At 63.6% G+C, this 11983-nt stretch carries 12 protein-coding genes; 10 read left to right on the top strand and 2 right to left on the bottom strand.

All coding sequences use genetic code 11. From position 1 onward, the window contains the following. Positions 1-28: 28 nt before the first annotated feature. The 3 genes from QEH68_RS01560 to QEH68_RS01550 are packed head-to-tail and all read left to right on the top strand — an operon-like array spanning position 29 to position 4138. Entirely contained in the window at positions 29-1666 is a 1638-nt protein-coding gene (locus tag QEH68_RS01560) for an NAD(P)/FAD-dependent oxidoreductase (RefSeq protein ID WP_280625923.1), read from the top strand. Between the two features lie 7 nt (positions 1667-1673). Continuing rightward, complete coding sequence (locus QEH68_RS01555; RefSeq protein WP_280625921.1) at positions 1674-2465, top strand: cyclase family protein; 792 nt, start codon at positions 1674-1676, stop codon at positions 2463-2465. Then, on the top strand, positions 2462-4138 hold the full coding sequence (locus tag QEH68_RS01550) for a thiamine pyrophosphate-binding protein (protein ID WP_280625919.1): 1677 nt from the start codon (positions 2462-2464) through the stop codon (positions 4136-4138). The genes QEH68_RS01555 and QEH68_RS01550 overlap by 4 nt, the downstream gene beginning before the upstream one ends. A gap of 80 nt (positions 4139-4218) precedes the next feature. On the opposite strand, the gene QEH68_RS01545 is transcribed toward QEH68_RS01550, so the two are convergent. After that, complete coding sequence (locus QEH68_RS01545; RefSeq protein WP_024819067.1) at positions 4219-4650, bottom strand: universal stress protein; 432 nt, start codon at positions 4648-4650, stop codon at positions 4219-4221. A gap of 160 nt (positions 4651-4810) precedes the next feature. Here QEH68_RS01545 and QEH68_RS01540 point away from each other — a divergent pair, with 160 nt between their 5' ends. Beyond that, positions 4811-5617: an SDR family oxidoreductase gene (locus tag QEH68_RS01540; protein ID WP_207595855.1), complete on the top strand. Its 807-nt coding sequence runs from the start codon at positions 4811-4813 to the stop codon at positions 5615-5617. 108 nt (positions 5618-5725) lie between these two features. Further along, the gene (locus QEH68_RS01535) at positions 5726-5935 is read left to right on the top strand and encodes a dodecin (protein WP_011773002.1); all 210 of its coding nucleotides are present in this window, start codon (positions 5726-5728) and stop codon (positions 5933-5935) included. Positions 5936-5994: 59 nt separating this feature from the next. Here QEH68_RS01535 and QEH68_RS01530 read toward each other — a convergent pair whose 3' ends face one another. After that, on the bottom strand, positions 5995-6879 hold the full coding sequence (locus QEH68_RS01530) for a helix-turn-helix transcriptional regulator (RefSeq protein ID WP_280625907.1): 885 nt from the start codon (positions 6877-6879) through the stop codon (positions 5995-5997). Positions 6880-7095: 216 nt separating this feature from the next. Between QEH68_RS01530 and QEH68_RS01525 the strand changes: the two genes are divergently transcribed. Genes QEH68_RS01525 through QEH68_RS01505 form a run of 5 tightly spaced genes read left to right on the top strand, consistent with a single transcriptional unit; the run spans position 7096 to position 11913 of the window. Beyond that, complete coding sequence (locus tag QEH68_RS01525; protein WP_207595853.1) at positions 7096-7917, top strand: aldo/keto reductase; 822 nt, start codon at positions 7096-7098, stop codon at positions 7915-7917. A gap of 35 nt (positions 7918-7952) precedes the next feature. Next, on the top strand, positions 7953-8924 hold the full coding sequence (locus QEH68_RS01520) for an aldo/keto reductase (RefSeq protein ID WP_207595852.1): 972 nt from the start codon (positions 7953-7955) through the stop codon (positions 8922-8924). Continuing rightward, positions 8921-10000 carry an NAD-dependent epimerase/dehydratase family protein gene (locus QEH68_RS01515; RefSeq protein ID WP_280625903.1) on the top strand — a complete coding sequence of 360 codons (1080 nt, stop codon included), beginning with the start codon at positions 8921-8923 and terminating at the stop codon, positions 9998-10000. Before QEH68_RS01520 ends, QEH68_RS01515 begins: the two co-directional genes overlap by 4 nt. A 30-nt stretch (positions 10001-10030) precedes the next feature. Then, positions 10031-10861, top strand: a complete 831-nt coding sequence (locus QEH68_RS01510; RefSeq protein WP_280625901.1) for an aldo/keto reductase — start codon at positions 10031-10033, stop codon at positions 10859-10861. Positions 10862-10863: 2 nt separating this feature from the next. Beyond that, a complete protein-coding gene (locus QEH68_RS01505) occupies positions 10864-11913 on the top strand; it encodes a beta-propeller fold lactonase family protein (protein ID WP_280625899.1) in 1050 nt (349 codons plus the stop codon). Positions 11914-11983: the final 70 nt, after the last annotated feature.

Raw genomic sequence — 11983 nt, 5'->3', positions numbered from 1 at the left:
ATTCTGAGCACTTCTGAAAGGAGCGGAGATGGTCGATTCCGTTGACGTCGCGATCATTGGCTCGGGTATCAATTCCCTGGTCGCGGCAGCTGAGCTCGCCATGGACGGGAAGCGCGTCTGCATCATCGAGCGTTCGGACCGGCTGGGAGGTTTCATTCATTCCTCCGAGCGGACCCTGCCGGGCTTCGTGCACGACTCCTTCTCTTCCTGGCACCCGTTGTTCGTGTCAGGTGGTGCGTACGCGGCTTTGGGCAAGGAACTGCATGCCAGGGGTCTGGAGTACTGCAACACCACCGGCCCGGTGACCGCGAGCGTCGCCGCAGATCCGGCCACGGGCGCCCACCGCGTTGTCATTGCGCAGCGGGATCCGGGCGAGACAGCTGCCGCTTTCAAGGTCACCGGCGACCAGTCCGCCTACCTGGCCATGTTGAATGACCTTGAGCGGAATGCCGGCACGGTTTTTGGGGCGTTCGGGGCGGAGCTTCGATCGTTCAGGGAGGTTGCGAAGATTGCCTTCGGAGCCGTCCGGCGTGGACGTTTCTCCGGGACAGAGTCTTTCGTCCGGGACGCGGTGATGAGCGGCCGGAACTACACCCGCAGCCGCTTTGATGGGTGGGAAACGGACCAGCTGTGGTCTCCGTGGCTCCTGCACGCAGGGCTTGGCCCGGACCAGGCAACAGGTGGGGTGATGTTGCCGGTGATGGCCATGACCATGCACGGCTTTGGGCTCCCGGTGGTGAAAGGTGGGGCGTCGAGGTTCGTGGCGGCGTTTGAGTCGTTGCTGCGGGACAACGGGGTTCAGATCATGCTGGGCGCTGAGGCGGAAGAGATCCTGGTGGACAGCGGTTCAGGCAGAGTCACCGGTGTTCGCACTGCGCAGGGCGTGGTCGCTGCAAGCACCGTGTTGGCCAACGTCTCGCCGCAGGCACTGTATACCCGGCTGCTCAGCCGGCCACCGGCCGCGACCGCGGCGGCGGCCGAACGCTACCAGAACGGCCGCGGCGCCCTGCATATCCACCTCGCCCTGGACAAACCCGTGGAGTGGCTCGATCCGCGACTCAACGAAGTTCCGCTGGTGCACATCAGCAACGGCTCGGACAGCACGGGAATCGCCTGCGCCCAGGCCGAAGCCGGCCTGCTGCCCAGCGAACCCACGGTGGTGGTCGGGCAGCAGTGCGTGCTGGATCCGTCCCGCGCTCCAGAGGGCAAAGCCACGCTGTGGCTGCAACTGCAGGAGATTCCGTTCTCTCCCGTAGATGATGCGGCCGGCGAACTGTCAGTGGAGGAAGGCTGGACCGAGGAGCTGAAACAGGGCTATCTGGAGCGGGCCCTTGCCCGGCTGGAGCAGTTCGCACCGGGAACCCAGGCTACGGTTCTGGCGTCAGACATCATCGCTCCCACGGACCTGGCCGCCGCCAATCCCAATGCCGTCAACGGTGACCCCTACGGAGGCTCCGCTGAGCTCTTCCAAAACCTCCTCTGGCGGCCTTTCCCCGAGGCGGCAGGCCACCAAACCGCCGTCGAAGGTCTCTGGCATATCGGCGCGTCAACCCACCCCGGTCCCGGCCTTTCCGGTGGCTCGGGACATTTGGTGGCCCAAAAACTAACGACCAAAACTTCACGATTTTCGCGTCTTCAAGCAGCACTTAAACCAAGCAAGCGATAGGAGAACAATGTCTGTTCTGGCCGGGCTCACTGCAGCCCTTTCGAATGGCTCGGTGGAGATCATCGACCTCACGACGCCCCTCAGCTCCGAAACCCCCATCCTGAACCTGCCGCAGCCCTTTGCGAACACGGTGGGATTGTCCGTCTCGCCGGTGAGCAATTTCGACGACGCCGGACCGGCTTGGGCGTGGAACGACGTCACCGTGGGTGAGCACGCCGGGACGCACCTGGACGCGCCCGTCCATTGGATCACCGGCAAGGATGGCAAGTCCGTGGACCAGATCGAACCCCACCGCCTGGTGGGGCCCATCGCGGTGATCGACAAGACCGCAGAGGTCTCCGAGGACCCTGACTTCCTGCTGGAACCTGAGCATTTTGAGCAATGGCAGGAACAGCACGGCGCTTTTCCGGAGAACTGCTGGGTCATCGTCCGGACGGGTTGGGCGGCGCGTGGCGCTGACGCTGCGGCTTTCGTCAACGCGGACGACTCCGGACCCCACACTCCCGGTGTCTCTGCGGCAGGTGCCAAGTGGCTTGCCGGTAACGCCTCGATCAGCGGTTTCGGTGTTGAAACCGTGGGGATCGATGCCGGGCAGGCCGGCGGGCTGGATCCGATGTTCCCCGTGCATTCGTTCCTCCTCGGTGCGGATAAGTATGGCGTCACCTCGCTGCGGAACGTGGACCGGCTTCCCACTACGGGCGCCACCTTGGTGGTTGCTCCGTTGCCCATTGTGGGTGGCACCGGCAGCCCGAGCCGCGTGTACGCGCTGATTGAAAAAGACGCCGGGGTAACAGCATGAGTGAACAGGTCCGGGTTTCCACCCTTGTGGGCAGGACGTTGGCGAAGCTTGGCGTCGGGCATGTTTTCGGAGTGGTGGGCAGCGGCAACTTCGATGTCACCGGCACCCTCATGGCCGAAGGAATCCCTTTCACCGCCACCCGGCACGAAGGCGGTGCTGCGACCATGGCCGACGCCTACTCGCGGATGTCCGGCAAGGTGGGAGTGGTCACCACGCACCAGGGCTGCGGGCTCAGCAATGCCATTACGGGAATCGGTGAAGCCGCGAAGAGCCGCACTCCCATGATCGTGCTGACCGCCGACACCCAGGCTGCAGCGATCCGGTCCAACTTCAAGATCGACCAAGACGCGTTGGCCCGAAGCGTCGGCGCCGTGGCCGAACGGATCCACTCCCCCGCCACAGCTGTGGCAGACACTGTCCGGGCCTTCCGGACCGCGGTGAACGAGCGCCGAACGGTGGTCCTGAGCTTGCCGTTGGACGTCCAAAGTGCCAGCGCCGCGGATGAGGTGAGTGCCGTCGTCGTGCCTGAGCCGCTAAAGACCCGCCCGGACGCTGCCGCAGTGGAGCAGTTGGTGGCCCTGATTTCCGCCGCGGAACGGCCCGTGTTCGTCGCGGGACGCGGCGGACGGGGCGCCCGGGACGAGATCCTGGAATTGGCACGGCATGCCGGTGCGCTGGTGGCAACGTCGGCAGTGGCGAGCGGACTGTTCAACGGCGACTCACACAACCTGGGCATCTCGGGTGGTTTTTCGTCGCCCACCACGGCGGAACTCATCAGCGGTGCGGACCTGATTGTGGGGTGGGGTTGCGCGCTGAACATGTGGACCATGCGGCACGGGCGACTCATTTCCACAGGCACCAACGTGGTGCAGATCGACGTCGAAGACTCCGCGCTCGGCGCCAACCGACCCATCACCCTGGGGCTGCTGGGTGATTCGGCGCTGACTGCTGTGGACACCCTGACGGCGCTGCGGACCGTGCAATCCGAGCCCGCTGGGAAGTACCGCACCGAAACCAACGCCCTGGCCATCAAGCGGGGCTCGCGGTGGCGGGACGTTTCCACGGCGGACCTGTCCACGGCGACCTCCATGGATCCCCGCGTCCTCACCCGGGAACTCGATTCGATGCTCCCATCCCAGCGGATCGTGGCCGTGGATTCCGGCAACTTCATGGGCTACCCCAGCCAGTACCTCGCTGTTCCGGACGAGTTCGGGTTCTGCTTCACGCAGGCATTTCAGGCGATCGGGCTGGGGCTTTACACAGCTATTGGCGCCGCGCTTGCCCAGCCTCAGCGCCTGCCGGTGCTGGGCGCGGGCGACGGTGGGTTCCTCATGGGCATCAGCGAGTTGGAGACCGCCGCGAGGCTGAAACTACCCCTGGTGTGCATCGTTTACAACGACGCTGCCTACGGGGCCGAGGTCCACCACTTCGCGTCGGAGCACTCGGAGGCCGAGCTCTCCAGCGTAGTGTTCCCGGAAACGGACATCGCCGCCATAGCCCGTGGGTTCGGTGCCGAAGGGGTGACCGTGCGGACCGTGGGCGACCTCGATGCTGTGCGCCCGTGGATCGCGGCCTATGAAGCCGGGACACAAGACCGGCCCCTGGTGATCGACGCCAAGATCGCGTCCGACGGTGGTTCGTGGTGGCTGGCGGAAGCGTTCCAGGGACACTAAGCGCGGGGGCGCCCAACTGGGTAACAGCAAACGTCGCTATGAGCGGTCATAGCGACGTTTGCTGTTACTTACTTGGGTGGTTACGCGTCGACGTCCGTGTTCACGATGTACACGTCGCACGGCGCACCGTGGGCAACGCTGTTGGCGATGCTGCCCAGGACGCGGCCCAGGCCCTTCATGCGCTTGTTGCCGACCACGATCAGCGAGGCGTTGTTGGTTTCGGCGTAATTGATGAGGGCGTTGGCGGGAGTACCGCGCGCCGCGAAGTACTTGATGTTTCCGGCAGGAACGTCCAGTTCTTCGGAGACCTTGCGGGCAACGTATTCCGCTGAGTCGGCGGAGGAGACGGTGATGCGGTCGCTGCCGCTGCCGAATTCTTCGATGCGGTCATCGGAGAAGCCGCTGATCACGTGCAGTTCGGCGCCGAGAGCGGTGGCGAACTTCGCTGCTGCCACTGCTGCGCGCTTGGCGGTCTCACTGTTGTCGACGCCGACCACAATAACTTCTGACATGAGGACTCCTGGTTGTGGGGATCACTGGGTGCTGCTGCAAGAAAATCTACACTCCATCATCATCTGCCGGGATGACCCTTTGCGCCGGGAGTGTTTATGCCCAGTATCACTGGGTAGGGGTACATCTATCGAAATGATCACCCGAGCGAAAGGCAGGACCATGAGCGACGCATCATTTTCCCCGCAGACAGCCATTGTCACGGGGTCGGATTCAGGCATCGGACGGGCCACGGCGGTGGCTCTGGCCAAGGCGGGCATGGACGTAGGCATCACCTGGCACACGGACCAGAAGGGCGCCGAGGAAACCGCGGAAGAAGTCCGTGGCCTCGGCCGTAAAGCCGTAGTCCATCAACTCGACACCACAGACGTCCAAGGCACGGTGGACGCAATCGACAAACTCGCTGAGGAACTCGGTGGCGTGGACGTCTTCGTCAACAACTCCGGAACCGGCGACGGCACCAAGTTCCTGGACCTCGACTACCAAACCTGGATGTCCACCTTGGACACCAACCTCAACGGTGCGTTCGTAGCCATGCAAACAGCGGCCAAGCGCATGGTGAGGGCAGGCCGCGGCGGGCGCATCATCGCCGTCACCAGCGTGCACGAATTCCAGCCGCGGGTAGGGGCCTCCGCCTACGATGCTTCCAAACACGGATTGGGCGGCCTCATCAAAACCATGGCCTTGGAACTCGCCGAGTACGGAATCACCGCCAACAACGTGGCACCGGGCGAGATTGCGACGCCCATGACCGGCCAGGAAGACGAGGATCCCACGCAGAAGGAAAGGCCCGGGGTTCCGTTGGGACGCCCCGGTGACGCACGGGAAATCGCCGCCGTCATCGCCTTCCTCGCATCCCCGGCGTCGAGCTACGTCAATGGAGCGTCCTGGCCCGTGGACGGCGGAATGCTGCAGATGGGACCGCAGGCCGGTTCGCACATCACCAGCAATGATTGGCGCGAAAGCTAAGCCAGCGCAGGCTCTGGCCGCAGGGAGATCCGTGGGCTAGTCTGCTTGGACGGCCTGCCTGGCGGGTCGGATTTTCCAGAGATTCGTAAGACGTTGATGAGGAGCACCATGGCTGGCCACACATATAGCGTTTCCGAAATTGTAGGAACTTCCACCGAAGGCGTTGACGACGCGATCAAAAACGGCATCGCAACAGCCTCCCAGACGCTGCGGAACCTGGACTGGTTTGAGGTCAAGGAAATCCGCGGCCACCTCGAGGACGGCGCAGTGGCCGACTGGCAGGTCACCATCAAGCTCGGTTTCCGCCTGGAGCGCTGACTCCCCCTCTACCCACACGAGATGGCAGTTGATGACAGTTCCGGAGCTCCGGATTGTCATTAACTGCCATCTCGGCGGGCGGGTTCGGGTGTCGAGACTTCAGCTTGGGTGCCCATGTCGCCAAAGTTCAAGAGCGTCAGAGCGTCCGACGACGGCGAACCTGCCTTCGCCGAATAGACCCGCAGGAGCTGGTCGGGGTCGTCCGGGAGACTCAGGGTTTCAAAGTTCAGTTCCAGGTCGCCTACAACCGGGTGGTGCAACCGGACCGTTCCCGCGGAGCGCGTGGCAACCCTGTGGCCGGCCCACCACTGACGGAAATGCTCGCTGTGGACAGCAAGTTCGCCCACCAAATGGTTGGTTTGGGGATCGTTGGGGTGCCGGCCCACGTCCATGCGCAGCGCCCCGACAGCCTCAGCGGCCACGGTCTTCCAATCCCTGAACAACGCTCCGGCCGCTGGATCCAGGATGATCCAGCGCGTCAGGTTCCGCTCGGCTGCAGGCAAAGCCGCGAAATCGGCGAACAGCAGGTGGGCCAGCCGGTTTCCGGCCAGCACATCCGCGCGCCTGCCCAGCACCAGGGCGGGAACATCTCCGACGGCGTCCAGCAGCTGCCGAAGGGCCGGCCGCACCTTTTGCACGGGGCCGGGACTTCCTGCAGAGCTGGCACAGTGCTCCAGCAGGTCCATCATGTGTGCCTGCTCCCCCGCGTCCAGGCGGAGTGCGCGGGCCACGGAATCGAGGACCGCCTTGGAGGGGTGGATGTTCCGGCCCTGTTCCAGGCGTGTGTAGTAGTCAGTGCTCACACCGGAAAGGCGTGCAACCTCCTCGCGGCGGAGTCCGGGCACCCGTCTGGCACCGCCGGACTCCTGCGCCCCGGCGTCGTCGGGTGAGAGGCGGGCACGCATGACTTTGAGGAATTTACCGAACTCGGCGCTTTGACCCATCCGTCCATTCTGCCGTTGCGGACGTGTGAAACACCACCATTGTGGGTAGGACTGACAGACCTAGGAAAAACAGGATCAGGTTGGACTGCTGACTCTGCCGGCAAAACTGCATAGGCTCAGTACAGAGCCTCCGAAAACGCTTTCTGGAACCCGGGAAATTACGGACCCAGAATGCCGGAGCGTCACCGCCATAACCATCCGTCGAAGGAGACCGTCATGCCAGAGCTGACATTGAATAACGGCGTCACCATCCCCCAGCTCGGATTTGGTGTCTTCCAAGTACCTGCGGACGAAACCCAGAAGGTCGTGGAAGATGCCCTGGACGCCGGCTACCGTCACATCGACACAGCAGCCGCCTACCGCAACGAAGCCGGCGTTGGTGCCGCTGTCGCTGCATCGGGAATCCCCCGGGAAGAACTTTTCATCACCACCAAGCTTCGCAATGGGGAGCAGGGCGAGGCTTATGACGCCTTCCAGCGAAGCCGCGATGCCCTGGGCCTGGAAGTCATCGATCTCTACTTGATCCACTGGCCAGTCCCATCGCAGGGCCTCTTCACGCAGGCGTGGAAGGACATGGAAAAGCTGTACCAAGACAAGCAGATCCGGGCCATCGGCATTTCCAACTTCCTCTCCGACCACGTGGACACACTGCTCAAGGAAGCAGAAGTGGTTCCGGCCGTGAACCAGATCGAAGTCCACCCGACGTTCCAGCAGGGCGAACTGGCCAACAAGTGCCGCGACCTGGGCATTGCCGTTGAGGCCTACAGCCCGCTGGGCCAGGGCAAGGACCTGAACGCCGAGCAGGTGGCCCTCGTCGCAGCAGCACACGGCACTACTCCTGCACAGGTAATCCTGGCCTGGCACCTGGCGCAGGGAACCATCGTCATCCCCAAGTCAGCGGACTCCACCAGAATGCGGGAGAACTTCGGAGCAGCCGACCTCTCCCTCACCGAATCCGAGCTGGCAGCCATTACGGCACTGGAGGCGGGCGCACGCATCGGCTCCGATCCCGCCGTCGCAGCTTTCACCCAGCTCTAAGCCCTGACTGTACAAAACAAAGGACCTCATCAACCATGCAGTACACCCACCTTGGCCGCTCCGGCCTGAAAGTCTCCCGCCTCTGCCTGGGCACCATGAACTTCGGTCCCCAGACCGACGAAGCAACGGCCCACTCGATCATGGACTCCGCACTGGATTCCGGCATCAACTTCTTTGACACCGCCAACGTATACGGCGGAGCCGGGCACCGCGGCTGGACCGAGGAAATCATTGGCCGCTGGTTCGCGAAGGGCGGCGAGCGCCGCGAACGGACCGTTCTGGCCACCAAGCTGTACGGCACCATGACGGACCGGCCCAACGAGTCCAAGTTGTCGGCACTGAACATCCGGCGGGCCCTGGACGCGAGCCTGAAGCGTTTGCAGACGGACTACATCGATATCTACCAGTTCCACCACATTGACCGCGATACTCCCTGGGACGAGATCTGGCAGGCCATTGACGTCGCCGTTCAGCAGGGCAAGATCATCTACTCGGGCAGCAGCAACTTTGCGGGTTGGCACATTGCCCAGGCGCAGGAAGCGGCCAGGAGGCGGAACTACACCGGCTTGGTCAGCGAGCAGTCCATTTACAACCTCTTCCGGCGCGAGCTGGAGCTTGAGGTCATTCCGGCGGCCCAACAGTACGGCCTGGGCCTGATTCCGTGGTCGCCGCTGCAGGGCGGGCTGCTGGGTGGCGTTCTCAAGAAGGAGGAGCAGGGAGTTCGCCGCGCTGAGGGCCGGGCCTTGGAAACCCTCAAGCAGCACGAGGACCAGATCCGCCAGTACGAGGATTTCGCGGACGAGCTGGGCCACGCGCCCGGCGACGTAGCCTTGGCTTGGCTGCTTCACCAACCGGCCGTCACAGCACCGATCGTGGGTCCACGCACGCAGGAACAACTGGATGCAGCCATTCGGGCGCTGGACGTCACACTGAACGAAGACGCCCTTAAGCGGCTGGATGACATCTTCCCGGGCCATCGCCCTGCCCCCGAAGACTACGCCTGGTGAGCAGCCTCCGCGCCCACGGCTTCCCCGACGTCCTCGGAGCGGCGGCGGACACCGTTTCGCCGCGGAACATCCTGTTCATCGGCGGAACCGGCGTCATCAGTGCGGCGGCGGCTGAACGCGCCGTCGCACTGGGCCACCGGCTGACCATCCTCAACAGGGGACGGTCAGCCGGGCGACCGGTTCCCGACGGTGCGGAGGTCCTCCATGCGGACATCCGCGACCCGCTCGCTGTGCAGGAAGTACTGGGGAGAAGAGAGTTCGACGCCGTTGCGGACTTTATCTCCTTCACCCCGGACCAGGCGCTGGCCGGGATCGAATTGTTCCGTGGGCGGACGGGTCAGTACGTGTTCATCAGTTCTGCTTCGGCGTACCAAAAACCGCCAACAACACTGCCTATCCGGGAATCCACCCCGCTGAAGAACCCGTTCTGGCAGTACTCCCGGGACAAAATCGCCTGTGAGGAACTGCTGTTCGAGGCCTACCGCGAACAGGACTTTCCGGTGACGGTGGTGCGGCCATCCCACACCTACGACCGCACCAAGATCGCCATGGTGGGCGGGTGGACCGACATTCACCGCATGCGCGCGGGGATGCCCATCCTGGTTCACGGAGATGGAACCTCGCTCTGGACTTTGACCCACAGCAGGGATTTCGCCAAGGCCTTCGTCGGGCTGCTGGGCAGGCCGCAGGCCATTGGCGAGAGCTACACCATTACCTCGGACGAGTTCCTGCCGTGGAACCAGGTCTATCGTCTTTTCGCAAGGGCAGCCGGCGTCGCGGAACCAGAACTATTCCACGTTTCCTCACAAACCATCGCCGCCCACAGCCCGGAGCTGGGCCCCAACTTGCTGGGCGACCGCTCGCACTCGGTGGTCTTCGATAATTCGAAGATCAAGGCGCTGGTTCCTGATTACCGGGCCACTATTCCGTTCGCGGACGGCGCCCGGGAGATCGTGGAGTGGCACGATGCCCACCCGGAGCTGCAGGTTGTGAAGGAAGATTTCATGGAGTTGAGCGACCGGCTCCATGACTGGTCACGACGATCACTGTTGCCAAGCAGCCAGCGGCCAGCGTAGAAACAGAGAAACCCAGAGGAGACCCAGCCCATGGCACTTGCCCCACTGATCGAACTGAACGACGGTTTCAAGATCCCGCAGCTGGGACTCGGCACGTGGCCTTTGAATGATGCCCAGGTTGCCGACGCCGTAGTGGAGGCGGTGTCACATGGCTACCGGCATGTGGACACGGCAAAGAAGTACGGGAATGAGACGGGTGTGGGCAAGGGCATCCGCGACTGCGGAGTGGGTCGTGAAGAACTGTTCATCACCACCAAGCTGGATGGCGAATTCCAAGGCTCCGGCAAGGCCCTCGACGGGCTTGAGGGATCCTTGGAGCGCCTCGGCCTCGAGTATGTCGACCTGCTCCTGATCCACTGGCCGCTCCCCCGTCGTGGAGAGTTCGTCTCCACGTGGAAGACCTTCGAGGAACTGCAGGCCTCCGGCAAAGTCCGTTCCATCGGCGTCTCCAACTTCAAGCCGGCGCACCTTGACCAGTTATTCCGGGAAACGGAGGTTGTACCGGCGGTGAACCAGATCCAGGTCAACCCCTCCATTCCCCGTCCGGCCGCCCGGGCCTACAACGATCGGCATGGCATCATCACCGAGTCCTACAGCCCGTTGGGTGCCAGCAGCGACCTGCTCAACGCCCCGGTGCTGGCCGCCATTGGTGGAAAGTACGCGAAGACTCCGGGCCAGGTGGTGCTGCGCTGGCATGTCCAGCAAGGGCTGGTTGCCATTCCCAAGACCGCCAATCCGGAACGCATGCAGGAGAACCTGGACGTGTTCGATTTCGAACTGGACCAGGAGGACCTTTCCAAACTGCAAACCCTCGACGCCGGACCTGACGCAGGCGTCGACTCGGACGTACAGGGGCACTAAGAATGGAACCGAAAAGCACTGAAACGCTGATCTGGGCAGGGTCCTACACGGCAGACCGGAGCGGCAACGGCAAGGGCATCTCCGTGCTCTCGGCAGACGACCACGGGCAACTAACGTCCACTGGCCTGGCGGTCGCCGCCAATTCGCCGTCGTTCCTTGCGCTGCACCCCACGCTTCCGCTGGTTTACGCAGTCGCCGAGGAAGGTAGAACGGTCCGGGCCTACCGCCGGACGGGCGCGGCAGAGCTGGAAGCTTTCGGTGAGCCGTGGCCGGCCGGAGACGCCACCTGCCACGTTGCGGTGGATCCCCACGGCCGTTTCATAGTGGCCACCTGTTGGGGCGATGGCCAGGTCATCCTTTACGAACTGGACCACGACGGCGCCATCACCTCGCGCACCAGCGCGGCAGCCGCCGTCGATCCCCACTTCACGGCAGCCACTGACGGCGGACGTCCCAGTCGCGCGCATTCGAGCCTGATGCTCCCCGACGGACGGGTGATGACCACCGATCTTGGGCATGACCTGGTCCGCGTGTGGACGTACGCTCCTGGCGAAGGCCTGCAGCCCGATCACGAGGTGGTGCTGCCCAAGGGCTCGGGGCCGCGGCATATGGCACGGCATCACAGCGGATCCGTGTTCGTGGACACCGAGTATTCGGTGGAGGTGGCCATTGTCAGGATGGAACCGGACGGCACGTACGAGCTCACCGCAGTTGTTCCGGCCAGCATCAACAAGCCATTCGACGGCGACTCCGGGGCCGAGATCGCGCTGTCACCGGATGGCCGGTTCGCGTATGTGGGTGTTCGGGGATCCAACCGTATCTGCGTCCTGAAGGTAACCCACGACGGCAAAGAACTTGAGCCCCTCGCCGACGTTCCCTGTGGCGGCGACTGGCCCCGCCATCACTTGGTCCGCGAAGGCTGGCTGTACGTCGCCAACGAAGGCTCGGATGACGTCGTGAGTTTCAGGCTGGACCCAGCCACCGGGTTGCCGGACGGCCCCGTCAGCCGCGTGGAGACCGGCTCACCCAGCATGCTGATAGCCGCCGTCTAACTACCGCCGAGGTGGCACCCAATACGTATGATCCGCTCAGACATTGGTATTAAATGCCACCTCGGCGAGT

The organism is Paenarthrobacter sp. OM7, from assembly GCF_029873575.1.
Taxonomy (GTDB): Bacteria; Actinomycetota; Actinomycetes; order Actinomycetales; family Micrococcaceae; genus Arthrobacter.
The sequence above is the reverse complement of the archived record's forward strand: the minus strand, read 5'-3'. Positions and strand labels throughout refer to the sequence as shown.